At 68.7% G+C, this 25,541-nt stretch carries 22 protein-coding genes; 8 read left to right on the forward strand and 14 right to left on the reverse strand.

Annotated elements, in window-relative coordinates; all coding sequences use genetic code 11:
• Positions 1-33 precede the first annotated feature (33 nt).
• Together H7J86_RS11900 and H7J86_RS11905 are read left to right on the forward strand one after the other, a co-directional pair.
• Positions 34-909, forward strand: coding sequence for an amidohydrolase family protein (locus tag H7J86_RS11900; protein WP_267291151.1), 876 nt, complete (start codon positions 34-36; stop codon positions 907-909).
• Positions 881-2,131: an alpha/beta hydrolase family protein gene (locus H7J86_RS11905; protein WP_372517260.1), complete on the forward strand. Its 1,251-nt coding sequence runs from the start codon at positions 881-883 to the stop codon at positions 2,129-2,131. Before H7J86_RS11900 ends, H7J86_RS11905 begins: the two co-directional genes overlap by 29 nt.
• Here the strand turns inward: H7J86_RS11905 and eccE are convergent.
• From eccE to H7J86_RS11965, 12 genes are all read right to left on the reverse strand, one after another.
• Complete coding sequence (eccE, locus tag H7J86_RS11910; protein ID WP_267291155.1) at positions 2,121-3,035, reverse strand: type VII secretion protein EccE; 915 nt, start codon at positions 3,033-3,035, stop codon at positions 2,121-2,123. The two genes, H7J86_RS11905 and eccE, sit on opposite strands and share 11 nt — an antisense overlap.
• Complete coding sequence (gene mycP / locus H7J86_RS11915) at positions 3,032-4,414, reverse strand: type VII secretion-associated serine protease mycosin (RefSeq protein ID WP_372517261.1); 1,383 nt, start codon at positions 4,412-4,414, stop codon at positions 3,032-3,034. Before mycP ends, eccE begins: the two co-directional genes overlap by 4 nt.
• The gene (gene eccD / locus H7J86_RS11920; RefSeq protein WP_267291157.1) at positions 4,411-5,802 is read right to left on the reverse strand and encodes a type VII secretion integral membrane protein EccD; all 1,392 of its coding nucleotides are present in this window, start codon (positions 5,800-5,802) and stop codon (positions 4,411-4,413) included. The genes mycP and eccD overlap by 4 nt, the downstream gene beginning before the upstream one ends.
• On the reverse strand, positions 5,784-6,701 hold the full coding sequence (locus H7J86_RS11925) for an ESX secretion-associated protein EspG (protein ID WP_267291159.1): 918 nt from the start codon (positions 6,699-6,701) through the stop codon (positions 5,784-5,786). Before H7J86_RS11925 ends, eccD begins: the two co-directional genes overlap by 19 nt.
• Positions 6,702-6,989: a WXG100 family type VII secretion target gene (locus H7J86_RS11930; RefSeq protein WP_090358481.1), complete on the reverse strand. Its 288-nt coding sequence runs from the start codon at positions 6,987-6,989 to the stop codon at positions 6,702-6,704.
• Positions 6,990-7,014: 25 nt separating this feature from the next.
• Entirely contained in the window at positions 7,015-7,308 is a 294-nt protein-coding gene (locus tag H7J86_RS11935) for a type VII secretion protein EsxS (protein ID WP_167156113.1), read from the reverse strand.
• Between the two features lie 53 nt (positions 7,309-7,361).
• A complete protein-coding gene (locus H7J86_RS11940) occupies positions 7,362-8,909 on the reverse strand; it encodes a PPE family protein (protein WP_267291161.1) in 1,548 nt (515 codons plus the stop codon).
• 33 nt (positions 8,910-8,942) lie between these two features.
• Positions 8,943-9,251, reverse strand: a complete 309-nt coding sequence (locus tag H7J86_RS11945; RefSeq protein ID WP_187098018.1) for a PE domain-containing protein — start codon at positions 9,249-9,251, stop codon at positions 8,943-8,945.
• On the reverse strand, positions 9,251-13,276 hold the full coding sequence (gene eccCa / locus H7J86_RS11950) for a type VII secretion protein EccCa (protein WP_267291163.1): 4,026 nt from the start codon (positions 13,274-13,276) through the stop codon (positions 9,251-9,253). Before eccCa ends, H7J86_RS11945 begins: the two co-directional genes overlap by 1 nt.
• A complete protein-coding gene (eccB, locus tag H7J86_RS11955) occupies positions 13,276-14,841 on the reverse strand; it encodes a type VII secretion protein EccB (RefSeq protein WP_267291165.1) in 1,566 nt (521 codons plus the stop codon). The genes eccCa and eccB overlap by 1 nt, the downstream gene beginning before the upstream one ends.
• Entirely contained in the window at positions 14,838-16,706 is a 1,869-nt protein-coding gene (gene eccA, locus H7J86_RS11960) for a type VII secretion AAA-ATPase EccA (protein WP_267291168.1), read from the reverse strand. Before eccA ends, eccB begins: the two co-directional genes overlap by 4 nt.
• A 306-nt stretch (positions 16,707-17,012) precedes the next feature.
• A complete protein-coding gene (locus H7J86_RS11965) occupies positions 17,013-17,891 on the reverse strand; it encodes an oxygenase MpaB family protein (RefSeq protein WP_267291170.1) in 879 nt (292 codons plus the stop codon).
• Positions 17,892-18,014: 123 nt separating this feature from the next.
• On the opposite strand from H7J86_RS11965, the gene H7J86_RS11970 reads away from it, so the two are divergent.
• On the forward strand, positions 18,015-18,578 hold the full coding sequence (locus H7J86_RS11970) for a TetR/AcrR family transcriptional regulator (RefSeq protein ID WP_267292885.1): 564 nt from the start codon (positions 18,015-18,017) through the stop codon (positions 18,576-18,578).
• Between the two features lie 135 nt (positions 18,579-18,713).
• A complete protein-coding gene (locus tag H7J86_RS11975) occupies positions 18,714-18,941 on the forward strand; it encodes a hypothetical protein (protein ID WP_267291173.1) in 228 nt (75 codons plus the stop codon).
• Positions 18,942-19,002: 61 nt separating this feature from the next.
• Here the strand turns inward: H7J86_RS11975 and H7J86_RS11980 are convergent, their stop codons facing one another.
• Positions 19,003-19,578: a VOC family protein gene (locus H7J86_RS11980; protein ID WP_090358454.1), complete on the reverse strand. Its 576-nt coding sequence runs from the start codon at positions 19,576-19,578 to the stop codon at positions 19,003-19,005.
• Positions 19,579-19,721: 143 nt separating this feature from the next.
• Between H7J86_RS11980 and H7J86_RS11985 the strand changes: the two genes are divergently transcribed.
• The 4 genes from H7J86_RS11985 to H7J86_RS12000 all read left to right on the forward strand — a co-directional run bounded on the left by H7J86_RS11985 (position 19,722) and on the right by H7J86_RS12000 (position 24,636).
• Positions 19,722-20,291, forward strand: coding sequence for a TetR/AcrR family transcriptional regulator (locus tag H7J86_RS11985; protein ID WP_187099201.1), 570 nt, complete (start codon positions 19,722-19,724; stop codon positions 20,289-20,291).
• Complete coding sequence (locus tag H7J86_RS11990) at positions 20,288-21,421, forward strand: alpha/beta hydrolase (protein ID WP_187098013.1); 1,134 nt, start codon at positions 20,288-20,290, stop codon at positions 21,419-21,421. Before H7J86_RS11985 ends, H7J86_RS11990 begins: the two co-directional genes overlap by 4 nt.
• Entirely contained in the window at positions 21,397-22,365 is a 969-nt protein-coding gene (locus H7J86_RS11995) for a 2-hydroxyacid dehydrogenase (RefSeq protein ID WP_267291175.1), read from the forward strand. Before H7J86_RS11990 ends, H7J86_RS11995 begins: the two co-directional genes overlap by 25 nt.
• Positions 22,366-22,437: 72 nt before the next feature.
• Positions 22,438-24,636 carry an acyl-CoA dehydrogenase family protein gene (locus H7J86_RS12000; protein ID WP_267291177.1) on the forward strand — a complete coding sequence of 733 codons (2,199 nt, stop codon included), beginning with the start codon at positions 22,438-22,440 and terminating at the stop codon, positions 24,634-24,636.
• Between the two features lie 70 nt (positions 24,637-24,706).
• Here the strand turns inward: H7J86_RS12000 and H7J86_RS12005 are convergent, their stop codons facing one another.
• Positions 24,707-25,495, reverse strand: coding sequence for an SDR family NAD(P)-dependent oxidoreductase (locus H7J86_RS12005; RefSeq protein ID WP_090358447.1), 789 nt, complete (start codon positions 25,493-25,495; stop codon positions 24,707-24,709).
• Between the last annotated feature and the right edge of the window lie 46 nt (positions 25,496-25,541).

Here is a 25,541-nt window from a genome sequence, read left to right on the forward strand (position 1 = left end):
TGCCCCTCGAGCCCGTGAGTATGTTCTCAGGCGATGGACGAACCGACTTCGGTGCGCCAGATCTGGGAGGCTCTCGGGCTGCCCGGCATCTTCGACGTACACACACACTTCATGCCCAAGAACGTCATGGACAAGGTCTGGCAGTATTTCGATGCCGCCGGCCCGCTGGTGGGGCGGCCCTGGCCCATCACCTATCGCAGCGATGAGCAAGCCCGCCTGCAGACGCTGCGCTCGTTCGGAGTCCTGGCGTTCACCTCACTGGTGTATCCGCACAAGCCCGCGATGGCGGCGTGGCTGAACCAGTGGGCGGCACAGTTCGCGGCCGACACGCCGGACTGCCTGTCCACGGCGACGTTCTTCCCGGAACCCGGCGCGGCCGAATATGTCGGTGCGGCCCTCGCCGGCGGTGCCCGCGTGTTCAAGGCCCATGTGCAGGTGGGCGGCTATGACCCGACGGATCCGCTGCTCGACGGCGTGTGGGGTGTGCTCGCCGAAGCAGGCACCCCCATCGTCATCCACTGCGGGTCCGGGCCGCAGCCCGGCGCGTACACCGGTCCCGGCCCGGTCCGGGCGCTGCTGCAGCGACACCCGGGGCTGCGGCTCATCGTGGCGCATATGGGCATGCCCGAGTACACCGAATTCCTGGACCTGGCCGAACGTTTCGGGGTGTATCTGGACACCACGATGGCGTTCACCGCCTTCTCGGAGGAGACCATGCCCTTCCCCGCCCGCGAGTACCCGCGACTACGCGGATGCGGCGACCGGATCCTCTGGGGCAGCGACTTCCCGAACATCCCGTACGGCTATGCCGACGCGATGACGGCACTGACCCGGCTGCCCGGTATCGACGACGACTGGTTGCGCGGGGTCTTCCACGACAATGCCGCCCGCATCTTCGGACTTCGCTGAGCCGGCTGCCGCTAGCATCGGGGTCGTGACCGAACCATTCCAGGCTCCCCCGGTCCCTCCGATTCCTGTCCCCGATGTCGCCGGCGCCGACGCGACCGCCCGCGGCCTGCCCCGCCGGGTCGACCTGACCTGGCAGCAGAAACTCGTCGTCGACGCCTCCGCGATCGCCGATCTCGGGCTGCGCACCACGATCGCCTCGATCGTCGGCGCGGCCATGCTGCCCCGGCTCGCGGGGGCAGCACGGCACCCGTCGCGCGTGGCCGCCGAGGAGCACGCGCTGGACTTCTACATCGATCTGGCCGCGAAACACGATCCGGAACTGTCGTTCCCGGCGCCGACCGCCGCGGCGCGGGTGTCCTCGCGCCCGGCCAACCCCGTCGCCACCTGGATGGCGCACGGCGAGGTGCGCAACCTCCGGTTCCAGAGCAGTTTCGAGGCGATCAATCCCGCACTCCGGGAGCAGCGCCGGGGTTACACCCGAAACAACGTGGTGCACGCCCAGCACTGGGTGCACAAGGACGGACCGCACCCGACGCTGTGCGTGATCCACGGTTTCATGGGATCGCCCTATCTGCTCAACGGGCTGTTCTTCGCACTGCCCTGGTTCTACCGCTCCGGATACGACGTGCTGCTCTACACGTTGCCGTTCCACGGCCCTCGTGCCGAAAAGGGTTCGCCCTACAGCGGATACGGGTACTTCGCCGATGGTATGGCCGGATTCGCCGAGGCGATGGCCCAGGCCGTGCACGACTTCCGTTCGGTACTGGACTATCTGGAGCACACCGGGGTCGATCGCATTGCGCTGACCGGCATGTCGCTCGGTGGATACACCTCGGCGCTCATCGCCAGTGTCGACGACCGCATCCAGGCGGTCATCCCGAACGTCCCGGTGGTCACCCCGGAAGCGGCGTTCGATGACTGGTTCCCCGCCAACAAGCTGGTGTCGCTGGGCGACCGGATCACCCGCGTCGACAAGGCCAAGTCCGACGCCGCCACCATGTTCCATTCACCACTGAACTACCAGCCGCTGGTACCCCGGGACCGTCGTCTGATCATCGCCGGACTGGGTGACAGGCTCGCGCCGCCGCAGCAGGCCGAAATCCTGTGGAAGCACTGGGATCGCTGCGCGTTCCACTGGTTCCCGGGTAACCACATCCTGCACGTCAGCCAACCGGACTACCTGCGCCGGATGACGCGTTTCCTACACCCGTTCATGTTCTGACCCGGGCCTGCAGCGCACCCGCCGGCCAGCTCAGTCTGCCGGCCAGATCCGGGCCGGCCGGGCCATGGCCGTCGAGCCGCTGTGCGGCATGGAGATTCAGCGCATCCAGAGCCGGGCGCTGCCGACCGCCCAGCCGGACCAGCCCCGGCACCGGCGCCGAACTGCCCGGCACCTCCGCGGTGCGCAGGGCAACGAGCGCCGCGGCGGTATCGGGGCCGAACTCGACGGCGGTCCAGGTCTCCAGCGTGGGATGGGCCCATACCGACGCCAGCACCTCCGGCAGATTCCGCACCGGAATCGCGTACGCGGAGACGAACCCGGCGCCGTCGGACAGTGCCCGCCAGGATTCCCTCGCCTCCGCCGGCACCGGATCCGGCTGGCCGCCTTCGACGGCGGTCACCGTCCAGCCGCTTTCCCGCAGGTGATCGGCCAGGCGGCGGGATACGATCTCGGCGGTGTCATACAGGGGGATTCGCACCGAACGAGCCTGCAGCGCGGCCAGATTGTCCTGGGCGGCCAGGGTCAGCCCAACCCAGGTCTGCCGCCGGCCGTCGACATCGCGGCTGGTGATCCGCACCTTGTCGCAGCGTAGACCGTAGCGATCGGCATAGCCGGCGATCAGCGGCACCGGGAGTTCATCGACGTCGGAGGCCTCGATCCGCAGCAGAATGGAGGCGCGGTCGACGGGCGCGGCAGCCGGTTGCGCCGTGCGGATCCGACGGCCGATGATCGCCCACCGCCGGCCCAGCAGCGTGGTGACGAATTCACCACGCCACCAGGCGAACACGATGACCACCACGGCGACCGCCGCACCGAGCACCCAGCGTGAGGTGACGGTCTGCCACGGATAGGCCAGCGCGGCCGGAACGATGAAGAGCAGCGCCAGGGTGAGTCGGGCCGTCATGCGGCTTTGTCCTTCCGTCGATGGGCGGTGATCGCGGCCACCACCAGCACGAGCAGCGCAAGCGCGCCGGTGCCGATGAACGCGACGGTCCGCGGAGTGAGGTCCTTCTGTGCGGGGACGGGCGGTCCCGCAACGGTTTTCGCCGTGGGAGCCGCACCTCCCGGGCCGGGGACATCCCAGGTCAGTGCCGCCACCGGGTCGATACTGCCCGCGCCCACCAGGTTCGACGGTGATCGGTCGGCGCCGTGGGCGGTCACGGTCAGTCTGCGTATCACCTGTTCAGCGGTCAACTCGGGGAATCGGGCGCGCACCAGCGCCGCCGCCCCGGACACATAGGCCGCGGCGTAACTCGTGCCGCGCAGCGGCGCCAATTCACCTTTGGCATTGGGTATTCCGTTGGCCAGTCCGCCGTCGGGACCGTTGCTCACCGAGATGATGTCCTGTCCGGGTGCGGCGATACCGACCCACGGCCCGGCCATGCTGAACGGTGCCGGCGCGCCGGCGCCGGTCAACGCGCCCACCGACAGCACATAGGGCTGCCACCAGGACGGGATGGACACCGACGTGACGCCGCCCCAGTTGCGCGGGTCACCCGGTCGGGCGGGGTCCGTCAATGGGTTTGTCGTGCAGGATGTTCCGGTACCGGTGGTGGAGCTGCTGTTACCGGCGGCCGCGACGATGACGGCGTCCTTCTGCACTGCCGCGTAACGCAGGGCCGCGCCGAGAGCGGACTGGTCGACCGTGCTGTCGGCGGGCACACAGGTCACCGCGGAAATGTTGATCACCCGAGCGCCCAGGTCGGCCGCCCGCACCACCGCGCGGGCCAGGGTGGCGATGTCGATGGTGGCCCGGGTGATCGCGGGATCCTCACCCTGTTGCGCCGGTGAGTAGTGCGCGGAGGTCTGGCGGATCGACAACAGGGTGGCGCCGGGCGCGACACCGGAGAATCCGTCGGGACCGGGCTGGCCTGCGATCAACCCGGCGATCAAGGTGCCATGACCGTCGCAGTCGGTCAGGCCGCCGGTCGATTCGACGAAGTCGCCGCCCGCTTCGACATTGGGCAGCCGGGGCCCTGGGTGCACGCCGGTGTCGATGACGGCCACCGTCTGCCCGTCACCGCGGCTGTACTTCCAGGCATCGGACAGGTTGAGTGCCAACGGGTTCGGGTTCACCGCGGCGGGATCGCCACCGGGCAGCACACCGGTGGTCACGCAGGGACTGCGCAGGGCCATCGCCTGCACCGGACCCGCGGCACCCGACGGCGGCGCGATCTGATCATCGACCGCCGGCGGGGTGATGGCGCCCGCGGAGGGACTGACCAGCAACGCCACCGCCCCGATGACGCCGAGCACTGCCGAACCGACACGCAATCCGGTCACCTATTCAGGACCCATTCGAACATACCCAGCAGGTAGGCGGCCAGCGGGATCACCGAAGCGTCCACCGCGGCGGCGACGAATCCGAGCAGGCGCCGGGCCGGCAGCGAGTAGGTCTCCGGTGCGGCGATCCGCGGATTGAGCGCCACCAGCACCCAGGCGGCCACCAGGACGGTGAGCACGCCGAGGGCCCACCACGCCGCGGTATAGCGGCCGGCGACCAGAAGGATGACGAGCAGCACGGCGGTCACCAGGAACGAATGGCTCAGCAGCCAGGTCTTGCAGGCGGCCGAATCCCATACTCGGGCACGCAACGCCGTGCCCGCCGCCGCGGCGACCACCAGTACCCACGCCCACGGCGACACCGCGGGGCCACCGACCAGGATCACCGAGCCGGCCACCGACAGGACCACCCCGGCCGCCAGGAAGCCGGTCTGATGTGCGTTGGTGACGCGGACCCGGCGCGGCAGATCCTCCAGCACCCGCAACGGCTGAGCCGACGGGGTCGGGTCGCCCGGAGCCGGGATGACGGGGACCGGCAGCCGGGCCCACAATGCCGCCAGTTGCGCGGCCTGCACGGTGACCAGCAGCGCCAACACGATCAAGCCGCAGCCGATCCTGGTATCGGTCAGCTCCCACACGCTGCCCAGCGCGGCGAACAGCAGCACTCCGAAGCCGGTGACCGCGGCCGCGGTGAAGGTCGCGATGGCACGCTCGAACACGACGATGCCGATGATCGACCAGGCGGTCACACCGGCCGCCGCGAGCAGTACCTGCGCGGCGCCGAACTCGCCGGGAACCGCCAGCGCGAAGGCCGCGGCCACCGGAACGAGCGCCGTCACCGCCAACGCGGTACCGAATCCGCGGGATCGTGCCCGGGCCACCAAGGCTGCCAGGACGGTCGCGACGGCGACACCGGCAAGGGTGAACAGCCCGCCGGCATGCCCGGTGCTGACGCGGAAGGTCGCGGCCAGCGCCGTGGCCAGCAGCAGCAGCGCGATCACCGCGGCACCGGCAGCACGCTGAATCTGGGCGGCACCCCAGGCTCGTTCGCGTGCAGCGGAGAAGATGACGGCCGCGTCGGCGATGTCCTCGATGATGCGCGGGGCTGCGGGGCCAGCCGGAATCCGCTGCAGGGCCAGCAGGTCACCGTCGACCACCCCGACGGTGTCCAGGGTGGCATCCAGGCTGAACGGCGCTCCGCCGATCGGCGCGAGGCTCAGCCGGGCGGGCGTGCCTTCGCGATCGTCGTCGGCGGGTAGCACGGTGCGCTGTACGGCCGGGATGATCTCGCGCAGCGGCAGCTCGGCCGGCAACGCCAGTTCGGTGAGCCGGCCGGAGTCAGCCAGCACGGCCACCCGCACGATCGGCATCACAGTGTTGTCGGGCATCGGTTTTCCGTTCTCTGGTCGAAATCTCTGTGGAGCAGGGTGGCGGGAATCTGGTCGCTGCCGGCGGGCGCAGAAAACCATGAGCCCCCCGGCAGGGAAGTGGTCAACCGGTCCACCGCGGCCGCGATGGCCGACGTGTGCCCGGGCGTGAAGGTCGACACCCACTCCCCGTCGAACGCCTGGGTGGGGTGGACCAACAGGCGGCCCGCGGTGCAGTCGACGACGGCGACCCCCACCTCGGTGCTCATCCGGTACCCGTCGCGGTTCTCGCCTGCGACGATCTCGGCATACGTGCGCGGCCCGGTGAAGACCGCCTCCACCACCGCCCGCGCCGAAGGCGGGATGCCCAGGTGTTCAACGACTTCGGTGAGCTCGGTGCCTCCTCGCAGCCTCTCGTCGGCTCGCGCCCCGGCCCGCATGGGGACGGTGAACTCGTCGAAGTCGGCCGCACGCCGCGCCGCGAGCCCCGCCGTCAGTACCGGCACCAGGTCGTGCGGATGCGCGATGTCCATCTCGGTGAACGTCACCAGCCCTGCGCTGCGCAGCGCGACGACGCTTCGCCCGCCTTGGTTTACCTTCCCGTCGCTTCGCTCGCCTTGGCGGCCCACCACACCGCGCAGCATGTTGCCGTCAGCACTGACCACCCGGATCTCAAGCCACTGCCGGGCCCGGCAGCTCACTCGGATCCACTGGGCGACAGCGGGGTTGACAGCACCACTGCCGGATAGCACACCCAGCTCGGTGAGCTCGGCGACACGATCGGCCGCGAACCCCGCCGCCGCCGCCGAATCGCTGTAGGGCGGCGTGATGGCAAGCACCCAGGGCAACGAGCCGGAGCCGGTCAGTTCGGCGAGGTACCAGGCTTGCTCGACGGTCAGCTCGACCGCGTTAGCAGCCATCTATCCCCACTTGGCGCCCTCCGCCTGATCGCGGGCGTTCATCGCGACGGTGTTGGTCTCGTGGGTGCTGGCCATCGCCTGGTAGGCCCGGACCAGCTCGCTCATGCTGGTGTTCCACTGTGCCTGCCACGCCTGGTACGTCATACCGGTGTCGCCCTGCCAGGCGCCGCTCAGCGCGGCCTGCTCGGCGGCGATATCGGCGCCCACCGCGTTCAGCGCGCCTGCGTAACCGGCCATCTCGCCGGCGAGCCCCAGCATGGCCGGGTAGTTGTACATGATCTGCGACATGTGGTTCTCCTGGTCGGCTGGTGGGTTAGATGGAGGTGTAGGTGGTGGCGGCGGACGCGTCCTGCGCGACGTAGGTGCCGGCGGCGTCACCCAGGTTGGCCTGGGCCACATCCAGCAGTGCGTTGACCCGTGCGGCCACCTCGATGAAGCGCGCGTGCGCGGCCTGGAACGCGGCCGAGGACTCGCCCATGTGGAAGGCCTGTGAGGCCTGGGCGGCCTGCTCGGCCTGCGCGATGGTGCTGCGCATCAGCGCGGCCTTGGCGCCGAACGCCGACTCAGAGGCGACGATCTGCGGGATGTGTGCGTCGAGCATGCTCATGGATTTTCCTCTCGGATGTGCTGATCAGATGGAGTGACAGTCTCCGGTTGTGTTCAGTTGCGTTGTCCCCCTTCAGGTTCTGCGGACCAGTTGCCCGGCAGCATCGGATTGACCGGTCCCCCGCCGAACTGGTCGCCGCTCATCTCGGTGAGCCCGGCGGCCGCGGTTCTCTCCGTCTCACCGTCCAGCGTGCCGGTGAAGCCCATCGGCCCGGCCCCACGGGCAGAGGCACGTACCGCCGGGTCGGATCGGTGTGGGGCGGGTGGGCGCTGTTCGCCTTCGTCGTAGTCCAGGTATTCGTCGGCGTACGCGAAGTCCTTGATCTCGGCTTCCTTCTTGCGGCGGCGTTTGCGCCGTTCCGCTGCCGAGACCGCTGCCGCGGAGCCCACCGCGGCCGCCGAACCCGAAGCCGGCGCCTTGGCGGCGGATTGGTCGCGGATCACCGGTGTGAACCCTTCGCCCGGGTCACCGCCGCGCACCACATAGGCGACGGTGGTCGCCGCGGCCGGCGCCGGCGCCGGTGCGCTCGCCGGGGCCGTTCCGGCCGGCGCCGCTGCAGGGGATCCCGTGGGCGTGCTGATGGTCGGGGCCACGCCGGCCACCGGCCAGACGTTGGGTTGGTCGGACCGTTGCGGAGCCGGTGCGGGTGTCGTGTCGACCGGCACATCGGGCTGCGGGAGCAGGGCGAGCAGTCCGAGCATGGCCAGGCCGACGCCGGCCAGCACGGGGAGCAGGAACGGCGCGATCGCCACCCCGATCCAGGTTCCCCACCCCACCGGCTGGAGGATCGCCTGGTAGAGCAGAGCGGCCAGCAGCGGCCCCCACTGCACGAGTGCCCCGGCCGGGTTGGTCAGGAAGTCGAGGATGATCTGCCGGGTGGTCCCTAACGGGTTCTGCAGGAAATCCCAGATCAGATCTCCGCCCGGCAGCGATTTGATGTACTGCTCGAGGTAGCTGACGATGGAGTTCGAACTATCCAGCGCTGTACCGGAATTCACGGCCTGCGCCTGTGCCGCCGACTGGGTGGCCGTCGCGGTGGCGGCACCCGCCTCGCCGACACCCGGGGCGAGCAGCATCGGTGCCGGCTGCAGTGTCGGCGTGGCCGCCACGGTCGCCGCCGACACCGCCTGGTATCCGCTCATCACCGTGGCCGCCTGGATCCACATCCGGACGTAGTCGGCTTCGTTCACCGCGATGGGAATGGTGTTGAGACCGAAGAAGTTCGTGGCCAGCAGCACTCCGTGCACCACGTGGTTGGCGGCCAGTTCGGCGAGCGTGGGCATGGTGGCCAGCGCGGTGCTGTAGGCGGCCGCGGCCGTCTCGTGCTGTGCCGCCGCGACCGCACTGTCGGCGGCGGCCTGCGCCAGCCACATCAGGTACGGCTGGTGCGCGACGATGTACTGCTCGGCGCTGGGCCCCTGCCACGAGCCAGCGCCGACGGAGCCCAGCGTGGCACTGAGTTCACTTGCCGCGGACGCATATTCGGCACCGAGAGATTGCCAGGCCCCCGCGGCGGCGAGCAAGGACCCCGGTCCCGGGCCACTGCTGAGCAGCGCCGAATGGACCTCGGGTGGCAGGGCCATCCAGATGGGGGCGGTCATGCCGGGGCGAGCGAAGCGACGGGGGTTGTCATATCAGCCGCGCGCGATCAGGTACGACGAAGCGGCCGCGGCGTCCCCGGCGGCGTAACTCGCCCCCGATTCGGCGACACCGGCACCGGCCCGGCCGAGTTCGGCCACGGCCAGCGCCGCGACCGCACTGTGTTCGGCGCCTGCGGCACTGAACGCTGCGGCGGTCTGCAGCGACACCGGGTCGGCGGCCGGCGGCAGCACGGCGTTGGTCATCGGCGCCGCAGCGGCGTGAGCGGCGGCCAGCCGCGCGGACAGCGCCTCGACCGCGGCGCCCGCGGCGGTCAGTCCTTCGGGAACGACACGCAGAGTCATCAGCTGTATTCCTTTCCGTTCGACGCGATCCCCGATGCGTGCTCGGGGACCAAGGGGTTCACGATTTGGACGTAGGTGGGCTCTTCGCTGTCGCCGAGCACCATGGCGCGTCCCGGCGGCAGCCGGTGGAAACGGTGACCACGCAGCTTGCCGCCGTCGGCGGGGCTGCCCGAGAGCATCACGGTCGTCGCCTGCAGGTCGTTGAGCCTGCGCAGCAGCGGGGCGGTCATCACCGCGTGCGCCGAGCCGCTGGCCCGCGCGGTGACGATCACGCGCAGTCCCAGATCCCCGGCTTGGGACAACAGGCCGAGCAGCGGGGTCCACGGCCGCTGTCCGACATAGGGTCCGCTGACCGCCGGGCCGTCCGGGATCTGATCGACATCGTCGATGATCAGGTAGTGGGTGTGTCCCTGGTAACGCCAGTTGCGCAGCTCCTGCGGCGGCAACCCGGCCGGTGGTCGCCGCTTGTCGATCAGCGCCGCCAACCCGAGCATCGCCGGGGTGATCCGGTCGATGTTGGGGGTGTACTCGTTATCGGCGAACAGGGGTTCGTCCACCAGTTGCAGACGGCGGTCGACGACGGTGAACGCCACACCATTCCCCGTCACTCCGCTCGCCCCGGCCCCGTCGGGCGTCGAGTTGTCCCGGATCGTGCGGATCAGATGCCGGAGCAGGGTGGTCTTGCCCGAGCGGGTGTCGCCGAACACCATCATCAGCGGATGCGCGGCGAAGTCGATCGCGACCGGTGCCAGGTCCTCTTCGCGCTGACCGATGACCACCTGTTCCGGGCCGACGTACAACGGGCCCAACGCAGTCGGCGGAAGCTGACTGGGCAGCAACCGCACCTCGGGCGCATGCAGTTGCGGGTAGCGGGCGTTGATCGCGGGAATGAGGCGCAGATCCGGCTCGGCGAACAGGAAGTGCTCGCCGGCCATGGTGAGCCCGCGCCCCGGCTGCTCGGCCGGGACCCCGTCGGCGGGCCGGCGAAGCGCCCCGACCACCCGCACGTTGCTGTCGTGGGAGTCGCTGAGCTTGAGCTCCAGGCGCAGACCGAGACCGTCGCGCATGGCCAGCGGGACCTCAAGCCAGTTCGGCGTGGTGATCACCACGTGGATCCCGTAGGCCAGGCCGGCGTTGACCAGTTCGGTGACCTTGGCCAGCAACGGGTTACGGGTGTTGAACGTGTCGATATTGTCCCGGCTGAACGCGTAGAGGTTGTCGATGACCAGAAAAGCCTCACCGTAACCGTCTTCGTAGGTGCCGGGCCGGTTGACCGCGCCGCGCTGCTGTCGTTGCCGCAGCAGTTGTTCCAGCTCGGCGAAGGTGCGCCGGATCCGCTCGGGCTGCAACGGTGTGGCGACCGCACCGACGTGGGCCAGATCGGCCATCGGTGCAAGCTGGCCGCCGCCGTAGTCCAGCACGTAGAAGCTGACCTCACGCGGGGTGTGCGAGGCGGCGGCAGACAACATGAAGGTCGCCAGTGCGCTCGACTTGCCGGACTTGGGGCCGCCGTGGATCAGCATGTTGCCGGCCGCCGAGCCGGCCGCGAACACCAGTGTGTCCCGGCGCATCTCGAACGGCTTGTCGATCTCACCGAGCGGCCACTGGAATCGCTGCTCGGGGAAGCCACTTCCCGCTGCGCTCGCCGCTGCCCCGGTGCGGCCCAGCAGCTCGGCCAGCGGAATCGGCTCGTCCAGCGGGGGCAGCCACAGCTGCGGCGCTTTCGGCCCGTACGCTGCCAGCTGGTCACCGATCGTGGCGATCAGCTTGCGCGGGACCGGCACCTCCTCCGGCTCGGTGGACATGATGACGGTGTCGGGCGCCGGCTCTACCCGTGCCGCGGTGAACAGCTGGGGCGCTGGGGTGGCCGCCACGACGATCGAACGGGCGGTACGCGGCGGATCGTAGATCCCGTCGACGTAGGTGCTGCGGAACTTGATGGGCGTCGCCCCGGGCGCGGGCACCAGGAAGCCCTCACCCTTGTGCTCGCGGCCCGACTCGATGTGGAACGCGTCCTCGGTGCCGAGGATCTGTCGGCTGATCGACGGGCTGGCCACCTTCAGGCCGATGCGATACGACGTGTTCTTGTCGATGTCCTTGATCCGGCCCACATCCAGCGTCTGCGACGCGAACAGGAGGTGGATCCGAAACGATCGACCCTTGCGTGCCACATAGTCGAACAGGTCGGCGTACTCGGGGTGTTCGGCCAGCATGAGGGTGAACTCGTCGGCCACCACGAACAGCGTCGGGATGGGGGCCAGATCAACGGATCCCGGCACGCCCGATTTCTGGGCGGCTTCGTACTCGGTCACCGAGTTGAACGCACTGCCCTGGACCCGGCGGCCCGCTTCTTTGAGCAGCTGTTCACGACGGGCTACCTCGCCGCGCAACGTGTCGGCGAACCGATCGGCCAGCGAACGCTTCTCGGCCATATTGGAGATGACGGCCACCACCTGCGGGAAGTGCCGGAAGATATCGGCACCCGCCTCACCCTTGAAGTCGGCATAGATGACGATGAGCCGGTCGGCGGAATGAGTGGTCAACAGCGACAACAGGATCGACATCAGGGTCTGCGACTTGCCCGATCCGGTCATACCGATCATCAGGCCGTGGGGGCCCATGCCGCCCTCGGCCTCGTCCTTGAGATCGAAGACCAGCGGATCACCGGTGGCGGTGACCCCGATGGGCACCCGCAGCTCGTCATCGCGGTCACGGGGCGCCCACAGGCTCGCGATATCGAGCGCAGAGGCATCCGGGATACCGAACAGCGTGGTGAACGTCGACGCGCCGGAGCCGGCGGAGCGCGCCTGGTCCGGATTGGAGTCCCAGCGCGCCAACCGGCGGGCGAGGTGCGTGGCGGCCGCGGCGGAGAACGCGTCGGCGGTGTCGACGAACGGCTGCCAGCCCGCACTGCCCCACCGCAGGATCTTGCCGTCCACCACCTTCAGGATGGGACGGTCCGGATCCGAATACTGTTCACGGTGCGGCTCGGTATCACCGCGGTGCACCAGCGTCACACCGGCCGCGCCGGCGCGGCCGAACACATCGTCGGGATCGATCTCGGGATCGTCGAGCACGATCAGCAGGTGCTTGCCCGACGGCAGCGCATCGCCGGTGAAGGCGTCACGGTCGGCGAGCACGGGCGCGAGCAGGCCACCCAGTTCCTGTGCGCTGGTCGCGAGGTAGCGTGCCGGCCCGACGCCGTCGGCCACGCCGGTGATATCGCTGTGCGGCAACCACTTCAACCACGACCAGTCCGGCCCCTCCAGATCTGGGGTGGCCAGTGCCACACCGAGCACCGCGGGGTCGTGCCAGGTGACCGCCTGAGCGACCCACGCCCGCAACGCGTCCCGGACCTCGCCGGGATCCCCGAGCACCGTGATGCGCGAAACCTTGGCCAGGTCGATTCCGGCGGGCACCGCGCGGACGGTACGGTGCACATCGAGCAGCCCCCGCAGCGTGGTGTGCGATACCGGTTCCAGGTCGACCTCGTCGACGGCATCCTTGACGCGCAGCGCGACCGACAGCGGCGCGTCGTGCAGTCCGGCCCGCAGCACCAGGAAGTCCGGATCGTGGGGGTCGCGTTCCCACTGTCTGCGGGTGCCCGGAACGGCGGCCAGCAGTTCGGGATCGGGATGCGACCACTCCAGCGCCGCCCGCTGGGACTGCGCCTGGGCGCGCACGTTGTCCCGCACCACCGACAGGTAACGCAGATAGTCGGCGCGCTCGGCGTCGACCTCCTCGGTGCGCAGCTTGTTGTCTGAGCCCCGGTACATCGCGGTGGCGGCGAGCAGCAGCACGAACGGGAAGAACAGTGTCGTCGGTGAGATCAACCGCATCCCGGTGGCGACCAGCGCGACGATCATGCCCACGATGAGGATGACGATCAAATACGGCAGCACGCGGCGCAGCAGCGACGGCGGCACCAGCCGCGGCAACGTGGGCGGCGCCTCGATGGTGATCGCACCTTTGCGTACCTCCGGGGCGGGGATGCGCCGCCGGGCCTCGAAGATCAAGCGGCTCATCAGTTGTCTCCCTCGCGGGCGGTGTTCACCGCGGCAGGTTTCGGATCGGCGGGCAGCGCATCGTGGGCGATCAGGGCGTCCGCGCGCGACAGCGTCGGTCCGGCGGCGAACTGGGTGAGCACCGACCACGGGATCGCCACCGGTGGCGGGGTCAGGCCCAGCGCGGCGACGGCTTTGGCGTCACCGGTGGTGTCGATGCCGTAGCGCACCCCGGTGTCGCTGATCCAGAAGGACGAACCGGCCTGCGGCGCACCGGCGTCAGAACCCACCGACTGGACGAAGTACCCCTTGCCCGGAGGGAGGGCCACCCGGTTGGCGGTCGATCCGTTCCCGCCACCGACCAGGTCCACCGTGCGCAATCCGCTCGGCAGCGGCAGGGCGGCGCCGGCCAGCAGCGTCAGCGAGCTCTCGGTGGCATCGGCCGGCTTGGACCAGGACGCGCATGTCACCGGATCGGCCGCGGTGTCGACCAGGGTGACCTCATCGGACGGATAGGCGGCCATGTCGATACCGGTGGCCACCGGCAGCCGCGACACCTCATCGGCACCCAATCGCGGGGGCTGTTGCAGGCCGTAGGAGTTGGTGTTGCGCAGCATCGCCGCCAGCACCGGCGAAATCTGTTGCAGGCCATCGGCTTGCACCGCGTAATAGCGGATGTCGTTATTCGCCTGGTATGCCGCGAGCACGGCACCGATCGGCGCCTGCACCGGCAGCGGGAAGCGGGGCGGGGTTCCGGCGCCGGGCAGCGCCGGCGCCACCAGTGGTGCCGATTCCGGGATGGCATTGAACAGACCGGGTGCGATCACCCGGGGCGCCGGGATGTCGGTACCCAGACCGAGTGCATCGGTGACGGCCCGGCTGCCCAGATCGATCGGGCTGCGCCTGCCGTTCCACAGCAGCCACGTGCCGGCATGGACACCACCGACGTTCTGCACCAGCACGACGTGATCGGAGGGCAACGCCGTGGCGCGCTCACCCGTCTGGTCGGGTGTGCCGGCCAGCACGGTGACTCCCGGTGCGGGGCCGGCGACTGCGTCACACACGGTCCATTCCCCGTGCCGGGACGTGTTCTGCACCATGCGTTCCGGCGCTCCCGGGATGCCGATGAGGTTGCCGCGGGCGAAGCGGTCGATCTCGGCACTCTTGACCAGGGTCGGGTTATCGGGCTGACCGGCGATCAACCGGGCCGAGGTGAGGTTCAGCGCGGGGTGCACCACGTCGCCGATGCGTACGTACAGCGCGGAGGTGTCGCGGTCGGCGAGGATGGTGGAGCTGCCGGCATCTCCGCCCGGACGGATCAGCGAGAACACGAAACAGCCGGCCAGGCCGGTGACCACCACGAGCGCACCGACAAGTACCGCGCGGCTCTGACTGCGCAGTGGATCGACCAGCATCCTGGTGTCGTGCAGCGCGACGCCGGAGGCGATCCGGCGCATCATGAACCGCCAACCCGACACCTGATGCCGGGTGACGAATCCACGCCGGTGGGCGACCCGGTCGGGGTTCTCGTTCACCGGTGTGCGCGAGGCGAATTCGCGGCGACCGTCATCGTTCTTATCGGTCATTGTTCAGGCACCGTCAGTCCCAGGCCACGCAGCAGCGGGCCGGCCGAGCGGTTGACGTCGTCGGCGGTGATCGTCATCAGTTCTTCGTCGGTGAAATCGTCGGAATCGGCGGCCGGGCCGCTCGTTCGCGGCATGTGGTCCAATCGGTATTCGCGTTCCTCTTCGGAACGCTCGACAAGGTTTCGCACGAATCGGCCGTTACCGGCGATATCCAGGCTGCGGCGCGCCACACCATCGGCATCCGGGGTGCTGCCGGCCGCCAGTTGGGCGAAGAGCGCCTCCATCTCGTCATGGGCGGCGGACTCGAAGACGCTGTCGCGCTTCTCGGCCATCCGGACGGCCATCTCGACCAGTTCCGGTGCGCTGTAGGACGGGAAGTCGATGCTGCGGGTGAAACGCGAGCGCAGACCCTCGTTGGTGTCCAGGAACCGGTCCAGGTCGGCGCGGTAGCCGGCGACGATCACGACCAGCCGGTCGCGGTCGTTCTCCATGCGGGCCAGCAGCGTGTCGATGGCCACCAAGCCGAAGTCGTTCTTGGCGCCGGTGGACACCAACGCGTAGGCCTCGTCCAGGAACAACACCCCGTCCAGGGCGCTGTCGATGATCGCGTTGGTCTTGGCCTCGGTCTCCCCGATGTGCTGACCGATGAGGTCGGCACGGTGCACTTCGCGCACCGTCTCCTTCTTCAAAAGACCCAGGCCGCAATAGATCTTGGCGACCACACGGGCGATCGTGGTCTTGCCGGTACCGGGCGGACCGGCGAACACCAGATGATTGGTGCGCTGGGCAACGGCCAGTCCACGTGCCTGACGCCGGATCGACATGGCCACCGAGCTCTTGAGCCTGGCCACCTGGTACTTGACCTCGTCGAGGCCGATGAACTCGGCCAGCTCGGCTTCGGCCTCGGTGAGCAGGTGCGCCTTGCGCTCCTTGGCACCCGGATCGACGAAATCGCCTTCGCCGGGTTCGGTGTCCGGGTCCCACGGATCGGTGCGGGCTTCGATGCGCGCCGCGGTGGTGGTCGCCAGGCCGAACGACGAATCCAGCAGCGCCTCTTCGGTTCCGGCATGCTCGGGGTTGGCGGCGTACAGCGCGGCCAGCACATCGGCAGCTTCGTCCGCTTCACCTTGGGCCCGTAACGACAGGCCCTTGACCAGCCCGCCGTCGACGGCAGCCACCGCGACGGGGCCGTCGGGGTTCTCCAGGTGCGAGATGGCCGGCGCGAACATGCCCAGGTTGGCCAACGCGATCCCCAGGGTCACGCGGGCCGCGTGCGCGTAATGGTCCTCGAGATTCGGGGCGTTGACCACCGGGGTGAGCAGACGCACCACATCGGACCAGCGCCGGGCCCGGTGGAAGATCGCCACCCGGACCCACCGCGCCTGCAGCCAGTGCGGCCGGCGCTCGGCCAGTGCCGCGGCCAGCTGGTCGGCGGCGGCGAACTCGCCCCGGTCGGCAAGGGAGGCCGCGTAGGCCAGCTCGATATCGTCGCGGTCGGCAGCCCGGAACTGCAGATACAGCCCGGTGTCGTAGACGAAACCGAGTGCGCCGGGCTCCAGGCCGATATCGCGCTGGAGGACACCGAAGGTGGCCGCCGTCCGCCAGATGGTCTCGATGACGCGCAGAGCGTCCTGTCCGAGGCCCGCACCGGCAGCGGCCAGACCGACCCAGCCGTCGCACTGGTCCCCGGCGATGCGAGTCAGCTCGGTGAAGCCCGATCGCGCGGCCACGAGGTCGGCCGGACGCTGCCGATCGTTGACCGACAACCCCAGCGCGCGACAACAGGTCGCGAACCTGCTCGCGACGTCGCGGTCGACGCGCGCTCTTGCTGCGCTCGGCGTGAGCGTGCCACTGACCGTATCCATATGCCTTCGTACAGGGGCGCAAAGCCGCCTGCCGTCTCCTTAAGTTTGCCTATGCTAACTCGGGTGAAGTTAGCATTGCATTAACTAACTGTCGAGACGTTCGGGGACGACTGCGCCAGTGACGCCAGTCACCGGAGCGGGGGCTTACCGCCCCAGCTGGGCGAATCGCTCCGAGCAACGGTCACCTGCGCGTGATTCGCGCAGAACGGGATAACTTCGCTGGCAGCGGCGATTCGAGGGCGAGAACAACAACCAGCCGACCAGCCTTCTGGCGTAGCGCAGCAAATACGTGCGCGGCGATGTCCCTCAGACCAGCGGGCGGCCGGTACGGATGCGCCAGTCCAGATCCTTCAGCAGGACGTTGAACGGGAACTGCCGGACGAAACCGGGCGCCGCGTTGTTGACCGTCCGGATCACCTTCATCAACCGGTCGAACCGGCGCTGCCGTTGCAGATCCCAGGGCAGGCGCATCTCGTCCCGGAAGCGCTGTGGCAGGAAGCCGGTGGTGATGAGCCCGGCCCAATACTCCGCGTACCGCTGCAGCGGACCCGGCAGTCGCACCCCGCGCACACGGGATACCGCGATCGGATAGAGGTACTCGCGCACCGCGTCGTCGATGTGCACCTGCTCCAGCGATTCCTCCCAGTACTTGTCGAACGCGGCGCGGTCGGCCGGCCACATCTCCGGGGACACCTGCAGGGTCGTTCCGAGCGTGCTGCCCTCGCGGTAGTGCTGTTCGGCCATCTGCTCGTCCATCTCCCCGACGAACAGCCGGTGTACGTCCACCGCGCCCTTGTACAGGCAGGCCGCCACCCAGAGCTGCAAGTTCTTGTCGAAGGCGTTGTACTGCACCGGGCTCTCATCGGTCGAATACACCTGGGCGTGCGCTCGGTTCACCGCGCGCCGGAACGCCGCCTTCTGCTCGTCGGTGCCGCGTCCCGCGACGGCGAGATAGGTGAAGGTGGTACGCGCGCGCTTGATCGGATGCCGGTCGATCCGGCCGCTCTCGACCCGGCTCTCCATCACGCCGTAGCCCACCCCGGGCCGCGCCAGCTGCATGATCACGTTGGCGGGACCGGCGAGCAGGGCCACCCCCATCAACCCGTCGTCGAAGCCGGCACCCCACTTCGATGTACGCGTCGAAGTGGGTGCGGTCTCGTTGATGGGACGTTCGGCGATCGTCATTGATACCCCTGTCACAAAAGCGAGAACGAATGTTTCCTGATCTTGCCTTTCCGATTGGACAGGTGTCAAGATGGCAGGGTGACGCAGGTCAGGCCGTATCGCGGCGTCGAGGCTCCGCAGCGGATGGCCGACCGGCGCCGCAGATTCATCGACGCCGGGTTGGAACTGCTCGGTGGCGGCACCGAGGAGCTCACGGTCCGCGCCATCTGCCGCCAGTCGGGCGTGGCCACCCGCCACTTCTATGAGGCGTTCGCCGATAAGGACGAGTTCGTCGCGGCGGTGTTCGACTCGGTGGTCGCCGTGATCGCCGCCACCACCCAGGCCGCCGTGGCCTCGGTCCCGTTCGCCGAGCAGAACCGGGCCGGCATCACCAACCTGGTGCGCACCGTCAGCGAGGACACCCGGGTGGGCCGGCTGTTGTTCGACCCCCGACTGTCCAACGCCGTGCTGATGCGCAAACGGACGGAATTGGGCGGGGTGTTCGCGGCTCTGGCTGGTCAACACCTGCAAACGGCACTGCAGCGCGACGAGACGCCGCGGATCAATGCCGTGGCGCATTTCGTGGTCGGCGGTGTCAGTCAGGCCATCAACGCGTGGCTCACCGGCTCGATCGCGTTCGGCCGGGAGGAACTCGTCGACCAGCTGACCACCTTGCTCGACGGTTTCGTCGACCCCCGGTTGTACTGAGCGTGCCGCCGACTCCCCCGATCGGGGGACATGCGGTTCATCCGGTGCCTCCACCGGTCACCCGACAGATCTCACGTGTGATTCCCGGCATTCTTATCTCAACGCAGAAAGCCACTCACACAAAGGATTACGAACATGATCAAGAACCTGAAGGCCGCAGCCCTCGGAGTCTGCACCGCCGCCCTCATCGGCGCCGGAGCCCTCGGCCTGGCCGGCACCGCCGCCGCGGCCACCGGCACCGCCCCGACCGGCCCGGGCTACTCCTACAGCCCCGGCACCCACGCCCACCCGGCCCCGACGATGCAGCCCGGCTGGCACGGACACCACGGCCCCGCCAAGATCGCCGCCCTGCAGAACCGGTAACCGAAAAGCCCGAAGCCCCTTCCCCCTCGCGGCACACGAGGGCGGGAGGGGCTTCGCTTTGTCAGACCGCGGCGCGCGGACGGCGGTCGGCCGCCGTCCGGGGTGCCACCTTTGCCTCGTCCGGATTGAACTCCTTTATCCAGCAGGCGAATTCGAGTGTGATGCCGTCGGGATCCTGAAAATAGAAGGACCGCACGTAGACACCGGGATGCACCTTGGGCGAGGCCTGCCATTCACTCTCGTCGTGATTGAGCACTGGACCCACCCGGATACCCTTCGCCTTCAGCTTCTCGCGGTACTCGTCGAACTTCTCCGGCGGCACATGGAAGGCCAGGTGGTTCATGGTGGACACGGCGCTGGTGATCTCGCCGAGACCCGGCAGTGCGATCGGCGCCGAGATGCCCGGAACGCCGTCCGGCGCATCGGTGAACCAGAAGAACGCCACGCAGTCGCCGTTGCCGGCATCGAAGAAGAAGTGCTGCCCCATACCGCCCGGCAGATCGATCGCCTTGATCAACGGCATGCCGAGCACACCGGAGTAGAAGTCGACGGTGCGCTGCATATCCGAGCACACCAGCGCGACGTGGTTGATGCCGCCCAGCGCGAACTCGGTGTTGGGATTGTCCGGCCTGATCATGATGACGTCCCCTCTGGCGCAGATCTGAATCTGAACCTAACATCAGATTCAGATTCGATCAATGCACGACCCGGACGAGGGGGAACATCGTGACCGCGCGCGTGCAGCTTCCCACGGTCCGTGGCCGCCAGACCGAGGCGGCGATGGATGCGGCCGCACGGAACGTGGTGGCGCGCAAAGGGATCTTGGCCACCACGGTCGCCGATATCGCCGCCGAAGCGGGCCGCTCCACGGCGTCGTTCTACAACTATTACGACTCCAAGGAGGCGATGGTCCGGGACTGGGCCCTGCGGTTCCGCGATGAGGCCCGGCACCGGGCGCGCGCGGCCGCCGAGCCCGGTCTGAGCAACGCCGAACGCGCACATGCCGCGGCCGCCGCGCACTGGAACACCTATCGGCACCGGCTCGCCGAGATCATCAGTGTCTCGCAGCTGGCCATGATCAACGACGACTTCGCGCAGTACTGGGCGGATATCTGCGCGCTGCCCATCGCCCTGATCACCGCCATGGTCGAAGACGCTCAGCGCCAGGGTTTCTGCGCAGGTGACGACCCGAAACTGGTGGCGGTGGCCCTCGTGTCGATGCTCAACCAGTTCTGCTACAGCCAACTCTCGGGTGACGGCGCGGCCACCGCGGACGACGCCGCCTGCATCACCACACTGGCCAACATCTTCTACCGGACGATCTACCACAAGGAGAACGTCGCACCATGAGCAAGAGCGCTGCCGCCGGCGTCACCCGCGAATTCGTCGGACTGGACTCACCTACCGCCATCCGCGCCGGCGCCGGCGGTCATCCCTGTCAGGGCCTCTACCACCGCGGCATCGGGCGCAAACCCAAGATCGCGATGATCGCCACGCACTATCAGATCGACTTCTCCGAGCACTATCTGGCCGACTACATGGCCACCCGGGGTATCGGGTTCCTGGGCTGGAACACCCGGTTTCGGGGTTTCGAGACCAGTTTCCTGCTCGACCACGCCCTGGTCGACATCGGGGTCGGCGTGCGCTGGCTGCGCGAGGTGCAAGGTATCGAGACGGTGATCCTGCTGGGCAATTCCGGTGGCGGATCACTGATGTCGGCCTATCAGGCACAAGCGCTGCACCACCATGTCCGGCCGGTGCTCGACGGGATGCGCCCCGCCGCGGGCCTGTCCGACCTACCACCCGCCGACGGCTACGTCGCCAGCGCCGCACATCCCGGCCGCCCGGACGTGCTGACCGCGTGGATGGACGCCGCGGTGGTCGACGAGGACGACCCGGTGGCCACCGATCCCGCGCTCGATCTGTTCGAGGCGAAGAACGGCCCGCCTTATTCCGAGGAGTTCGTCGCGCGATACCGTGCGGCGCAGACCGCCCGCAACGAAGCCATCACCGACTGGGCCGAAGCCGAACTCGAACGTATCCGCGCGGCCGGACACTCCGACCGCCCGTTCACCGTGATGCGCACCTGGGCCGATCCCCGGATGGTCGACCCGACACTGGAGCCGACCAAGCGCCAGGCCAACCTGTGCTACGCGGGAACCCCGATGCACGCCAACCGATCCGCACGCGGGATCGCCGCGGCGTGCACGCTGCGCAACTGGCTCGGCATGTGGAGTCTGCGGCACGCGCAGACCCGCGCCGAACCGCACCTGGCGCTGATCGACTGCCCGGCCCTGGTCATCAACGCCGAACAGGACACCGGCGTGTTCCCGTCCGACGCCCAACGCATCCATGCCGCACTGGCCTCGACGGACAAGGCACTGTGCTCGATCGACACCGACCACTACTTCACCACCCCGGGTGCCCGCAGCGAACAGGCCGATACCATCGCCAAATGGATCGCGAAGCGGTGGAAGTAGTCAAGGTCCTCGCCCACTTCACCCCAGGCGCGAAGGTTCTGGATTTCGTTGCGCCGGAATCTGATTGGCTCGATATCCGGTGGTGCGCCGAGGATGACGACGAGACCTTCCACCGCGAACTGCCCGACGCCGAGGTGATCTGGCACGTGCTGCGGCCGCTGTCGGGCCCCGACCTGGAACGGGCTACGCACGCCAGGCTGGTACACAAGCTGGGCGCCGGCGTGAACACCATCGACGTCGACACCGCCACCCGACGCGGTATCGCGGTGGCGAATATGCCAGGGGCCAATGCGCCGTCGGTCGCCGAGGGCACCCTGCTCCTCATGCTGGCCGCATTGCGCCGGCTGCCGGCGCTGGACCGGGCCACCCGAGAGGGCCGCGGCTGGCCGTCGGATCCCAGTCTCGGTGAGACCGTCCGCGACATCGGCGGCTGCACGGTGGGGCTGGTCGGTTACGGCAACATCGCCAAACAGGTCGAGCGCATCGTGCTGGCCATGGGCGGCCAGGTGGTGCACACCAGCACCCGCGACGACGGGACGCCCGGCTGGCGCGCCCTGCCCGACCTGCTGGCGGCCGCCGATATCGTCTCGCTGCATCTGCCGCTCGACGAACGCACCCGTCATCTGATCGGCCCCGACGAGCTCGCGGCGATGCGACCGGGTGCCATCCTGGTCAACACGTCACGCGGGCCGATCGTCGACGAGGCGGCCCTGGTCGAGGTGCTGCGATCCGGTCACCTGGCCGCCGCCGGGCTCGACGTGTTCGCCGAGGAACCGGTGCCCGCGGACGCTGCCCTGCTCACCCTCGACAACGTCGTGGTGACCCCACACGTCACCTGGTACACGGTCGACACGATGCGCAGATATCTGGAAATGGCCGTCGAGAACTGCCGCCGCCTGCGCGACGGCGAACCCCTGGCCCACTTGGTTAACGAAGTGAGATAGCCCCCTGAAGTGGCGCCCGTCACGTCGGGGTACCCTCGTTCCCGACCGACCGGTTAATAGGGAAGGGCGCATATGCCTATCGCGATCAATCCTGAGCACAACGACCTGGCCGACTCGGTCCGGTCCCTGGTGGCCAAGGTGGCCCCCGCCGACGTCCTGCACGAGGCGCTGGAGACCCCGATCTCCAACCCGCCGAGCTACTGGAAGGCCGCGGCCGAACAGGGCCTGCAGGGGGTGCACCTCGCCGAAGAGGTTGGCGGACAAGGATTCGGCATCCTCGAGCTGGCGATCACGCTCGCCGAGTTCGGCTACGGCGCCGTGCCGGGCCCGTTTGTGCCTTCGGCCATCGCCAGCGCACTGATCTCCGCGAACGACCCGAAGTCCCCGCTGCTGCAGGGGCTGGCCGCCGGTGACACCATCGCCGCCTACGCCATCGACTCGGGGCTGACGGCCACCGCCACCGGCGACAAGCTCGTCATCCGCGGTGAGGTCCGTGCGGTCCCCGCGGCCGGGCAGGCGTCGTTGCTGGTGCTCCCGGTATCCGGCCTCGGCGAAGCCAGCAGCGTGCAATGGGTCGTCCTGGATGCCGACACCCTGGAGCTCGAGCCGGTGGTCAGCATCGACCCGTTGCGCCCGGTGGCGCATGTCCGGGCCAATGCCGTCGAGGTGGGCCTCGACAAGGTGCTGTCCAACCTCACCCGTGCCCATGCCCGCGCGCTCATCGCCACGCTGCTGTCTGCCGAGTGTGTCGGCGTCGCCCGCTGGGCCACCGACACCGCGACCGAGTACGCCAAGATCCGTGAGCAGTTCGGCCGCCCCATCGGCCAGTTCCAGGCCATCAAGCACAAGTGCTCGGGCATGATCGCCGAGACCGAGCGTGCCACCGCCGCCGTGTGGGACGCGTCGCGTGCGCTGGACGAACTCCGCAACGGCGATCCCGATTCCAGGTGGGAGTTCGCCGCCGCGGTCGCGGGCACGCTCGCTCCGGTCGCCTCTCAGCACTGCGCCCAGGAGTGCATCCAGGTGCACGGCGGTATCGGTTTCACCTGGGAGCACGACACCAACATCTACTACCGTCGCTCGCTGATTCTCGCGGCCAGCTTCGGCCGGGCTGCCGACTACCCGCAGCTTGTCGTCGACACCGCCACCAGCTCCGGGCTGCGCAACCTCAACATCGATCTCGACCCGGACACCGAGAAGCTCCGCGAGGAGATTCGCGCCGAGGTCGCAGCGTTGAAAGCGATTCCGCGCGAAGAGCGTAACGCCGCAATCGCCGAGGGCGGCTGGGTGCAGCCGCATCTGCCCAAACCGTGGGGACGCAACGCCGGCCCCGTCGAACAGATCATCACGGCCCAGGAGTTCAGCACCGGGAAGGTCGCCCGCCCCAACATGGGCATCGCGGCCTGGATCATCCCGTCGATCGTGGCCTACGGCACCGACGAACAGCAGCAGCAGTTCCTGTCCCCCACCTTCCGCGGCGAGATGATTTGGTGCCAGCTGTTTTCCGAACCGGGCGCCGGCTCGGACCTGGCCAGCCTGACCACCAAGGCCACCAAGGTCGACGGCGGCTGGCGGATCACCGGGCAGAAGATCTGGACCACCGGTGCGCAGTTCTCCCAGTGGGGCGCGCTACTGGCCCGCACCGACCCGAGTGCCCCGAAGCACAACGGCATCACGTACTTCCTGTTGGACATGAAATCACCTGGCGTGGAGGTGAAACCGCTGCGCGAGCTGACCGGCGACGCCTTGTTCAACACCGTGTTCATCGACGATGTGTTCGTCCCGGACTCGATGGTGCTCGGTGAGGTCGACCGCGGGTGGGAGGTCAGCCGCAACACCCTGACCAACGAGCGGGTGTCCATCGGCAGCGGGGAGCCGCCGTTCCTGGCCAGCCTGGATCAGTTCGTGGCGTTCCTGGCCGAAGGACAGTTCGATCAGATCGAGCAGAATCACGCCGGCAAGCTCATCGCCGAGGGCTACGCCGCCAAGGTGCTCAACCTGCGCTCGACGCTGCTCACCCTGGCCGGTGGCGATCCGATGCCCGCCGCGGCCATCTCCAAACTGCTGTCGATGAAGACCGGGCAGGGTTACGCCGAATTCGGGGTGTCGTCGTTCGGCACCGACGGCGCCGTCGGCGACAAGGAACAGATCACCGGGAAATGGGCCGACTATCTGCTGTTCAGCCGGGCGACCACCATCTACGGCGGCACCACCGAGGTCCAGCTGAACATCATCGCCGAACGCCTGCTGGGCCTGCCCCGCGACCCGTAATCACGTCGCCGGCACTACGGTTTGTGGCGCCCGTCGGCGAAACTGGCGACACAAACCGTAGTCTCGGCGCTCAGGGCAGGATCGAGTCGACGTACCCGCCGTCGACCCGCAGCGCCCCTCCGGTGGTGGCCGAGGCCAGCGGCGACGCCAGATAGGTCACCATGTTCGCGATCTCGGCCGGCTCGATGAGCCGCTGCAACAGGGACTGCGGCCGGTACTTGACCATGAACTCGCGCTGCGCCTCCTCCCACGGCAGCGACTTGTCCACCAACTCGTAGACGAAATCCTCGACCCCGGCGGTGTGCGTCGGTCCGGCGATCACCGAGTTGACGGTCACTCCGGTGCCCGCGGCGTCCTTGGCGAAGCCCCGGGACACCGCCAGCAACGCGGTCTTGGAGACGCCGTAGTGGATCATCTCCTCCGGGATGACGATGGCCGAGTCACTGGCGATCTGGATCGCCCGGCCCCAGCCGCGGTCCGCCATGCCCGGCAGGTAGGCGCGGATGAGCCGTACTGCGGCAAGCACATTCACCTCGAAGTAGGTGCGCCACTGCGCATCGGTGATCTCCCGAGCCGGTACCGCGCCGAAGATGCCGAGATTGTTGACCAGGATGTCGACCTCGGGCAGTTGGGCGAGCAGTTGTGCCGTGCCCTCCTCCGTGCTGACATCGGCGGCCACCCCGAAGGCGGTTCCGCCGAGACCGCGCACCCTTTCCGCGGCTTCGTCGACGCGGGCCGCGGTGCGGCCGTTGACCGCCACCCGCGCCCCGCTGCGGGCCAAACCCTCGGCGATGGCCAGACCGATGCCTTGGGTGGAGCCGGTGACGAGTGCGGTCTTTCCGGAGAGGTCGATGTTCATGACTTAGTGTTACCCGCGCGGCCGGTCGTCTATTCCCGAACGGCCA

It is taken from the genome of Mycobacterium hackensackense (genome assembly GCF_025822555.1).
Classification (GTDB): domain Bacteria; phylum Actinomycetota; class Actinomycetes; order Mycobacteriales; family Mycobacteriaceae; genus Mycobacterium; species Mycobacterium fluoranthenivorans.

Coding starts and splice junctions, on each gene's coding strand:
- eccB (WP_267291165.1), bottom strand. CDS start 14,841: ATGACCGATAAGAACGATGACGGTCGCCGCGAATTCGCCTCGCGCACA.
- H7J86_RS11965 (WP_267291170.1), bottom strand. CDS start 17,891: ATGACGATCGCCGAACGTCCCATCAACGAGACCGCACCCACTTCGACG.
- eccCa (WP_267291163.1), bottom strand. CDS start 13,276: ATGAGCCGCTTGATCTTCGAGGCCCGGCGGCGCATCCCCGCCCCGGAG.
- eccE (WP_267291155.1), bottom strand. CDS start 3,035: ATGACGGCCCGACTCACCCTGGCGCTGCTCTTCATCGTTCCGGCCGCG.
- H7J86_RS11900 (WP_267291151.1), top strand. CDS start 34: ATGGACGAACCGACTTCGGTGCGCCAGATCTGGGAGGCTCTCGGGCTG.
- H7J86_RS11970 (WP_267292885.1), top strand. CDS start 18,015: ATGGCCGACCGGCGCCGCAGATTCATCGACGCCGGGTTGGAACTGCTC.
- H7J86_RS11990 (WP_187098013.1), top strand. CDS start 20,288: ATGAGCAAGAGCGCTGCCGCCGGCGTCACCCGCGAATTCGTCGGACTG.
- H7J86_RS11945 (WP_187098018.1), bottom strand. CDS start 9,251: ATGACTCTGCGTGTCGTTCCCGAAGGACTGACCGCCGCGGGCGCCGCG.
- H7J86_RS11985 (WP_187099201.1), top strand. CDS start 19,722: ATGGATGCGGCCGCACGGAACGTGGTGGCGCGCAAAGGGATCTTGGCC.
- H7J86_RS11975 (WP_267291173.1), top strand. CDS start 18,714: ATGATCAAGAACCTGAAGGCCGCAGCCCTCGGAGTCTGCACCGCCGCC.
- H7J86_RS11995 (WP_267291175.1), top strand. CDS start 21,397: ATGGATCGCGAAGCGGTGGAAGTAGTCAAGGTCCTCGCCCACTTCACC.
- eccA (WP_267291168.1), bottom strand. CDS start 16,706: ATGGATACGGTCAGTGGCACGCTCACGCCGAGCGCAGCAAGAGCGCGC.
- H7J86_RS12005 (WP_090358447.1), bottom strand. CDS start 25,495: ATGAACATCGACCTCTCCGGAAAGACCGCACTCGTCACCGGCTCCACC.
- H7J86_RS11930 (WP_090358481.1), bottom strand. CDS start 6,989: ATGTCGCAGATCATGTACAACTACCCGGCCATGCTGGGGCTCGCCGGC.
- eccD (WP_267291157.1), bottom strand. CDS start 5,802: ATGCCCGACAACACTGTGATGCCGATCGTGCGGGTGGCCGTGCTGGCT.
- H7J86_RS11905 (WP_372517260.1), top strand. CDS start 881: ATGCCGCCCGCATCTTCGGACTTCGCTGAGCCGGCTGCCGCTAGCATC.
- H7J86_RS11940 (WP_267291161.1), bottom strand. CDS start 8,909: ATGACCGCCCCCATCTGGATGGCCCTGCCACCCGAGGTCCATTCGGCG.
- H7J86_RS11925 (WP_267291159.1), bottom strand. CDS start 6,701: ATGGCTGCTAACGCGGTCGAGCTGACCGTCGAGCAAGCCTGGTACCTC.
- H7J86_RS12000 (WP_267291177.1), top strand. CDS start 22,438: ATGCCTATCGCGATCAATCCTGAGCACAACGACCTGGCCGACTCGGTC.
- H7J86_RS11935 (WP_167156113.1), bottom strand. CDS start 7,308: ATGAGCATGCTCGACGCACACATCCCGCAGATCGTCGCCTCTGAGTCG.
- H7J86_RS11980 (WP_090358454.1), bottom strand. CDS start 19,578: ATGATCAGGCCGGACAATCCCAACACCGAGTTCGCGCTGGGCGGCATC.